The organism is Sphingobacterium sp. UBA7253 (assembly GCF_002472745.1).
GTDB classification, from domain to species: domain Bacteria; phylum Bacteroidota; class Bacteroidia; order Sphingobacteriales; family Sphingobacteriaceae; genus Sphingobacterium; species Sphingobacterium siyangense.
The window spans coordinates 7,391-8,329 of sequence record NZ_DKSP01000085.1 but is presented as its reverse complement, the minus strand read 5'-3'; the positions used below and the strand labels follow the sequence as shown (position 1 = coordinate 8,329).

Annotated in this window: 2 protein-coding genes; both read right to left on the bottom strand. The window is 41.5% G+C overall.

All coding sequences use genetic code 11. The annotated features are described in order from the left end of the window. A partial coding sequence (locus B2X72_RS08415; protein WP_286849093.1) for a hypothetical protein occupies nucleotides 1-195 on the bottom strand: 195 nt, incomplete at its 3' end. Between the two features lie 192 nt (nucleotides 196-387). Beyond that, nucleotides 388-939, bottom strand: a 552-nt coding sequence (locus B2X72_RS08410; protein ID WP_286849090.1) for an aldo/keto reductase, incomplete at its 5' end; no start/stop codon positions are given.

Genomic DNA, 939 nt, shown 5'->3' with positions numbered 1-939 from the left:
TGCTGTAAAGCTGTAGTACTTATTGTATCCGATAAAGAGGATATTGCCAGCTTGAAGATCGGTGGCGGTACCATTGCTATTGACCTGAATAGAGCCTCTATACAGCAGGATACAAGTCGTCCATAAGAGGTGATAGTAGTAGTCTTCTCCCTGCGCAGGAAGTTCCGATTGATCTATAAGTTCTATTTCATTCATCTTTTCAATAAAAAAGTTAGGAATAGCGTAGGCAACTTTACCGCTATAATAGCAAAAAATTGTTATATACTGTTTAAGAAAAAGGGACAATCAGTTTCTTTTGCGCTGGAAGCGCTGCAATATAGAATTTGCTGCAATATAGAATTTATGGAGCAGCCTTAGAGCGACTCCATAAATTTTGTATTACCGCTCTTAAAAAGCGACTTTTTTAGGGTCCGATCCGGAAAACCCCATTTCAGGTAAATCGAGGATAGTTTTGATATCGCTTGCTGTCAGCTCAAAATCGTCGATAGCTAAATTTCGTTTTATATTATCGGGATTGGTTGATTTTGGCAGCGGCAAGATGCCCTGAGATAAGGCAAATTTGATACAGATTTGTCCAACACTTGTATTCTTTTCCTCAGCCAGTGCAACGAGTGTTTCATCCTTTAATATTCTGCCCGAACCCAGGGGTGACCAAGCCTGAACAAGGATGTCATTGGATTGGGAGAGCGCCACGGTATCTTTCTGAAGATAACCCGGATGAAATTCAATTTGGTTCACGGCAGGTACGATTGTCGCTGACTCCAATAATTTGGCGAGGTAGTCTTTTGGGAAATTACTCACACCGATCGCTTTTATTTTTCCCTGTTGATACAGATGCTCAAAAGCTCGCCAGGTGTCCGCATTGATGTCTGCCCAGTTTGCAAATTGTGTTTCATTGGCTGGCCAGTGAATCAGGTAAAGATCGAGATAGTCCAATTG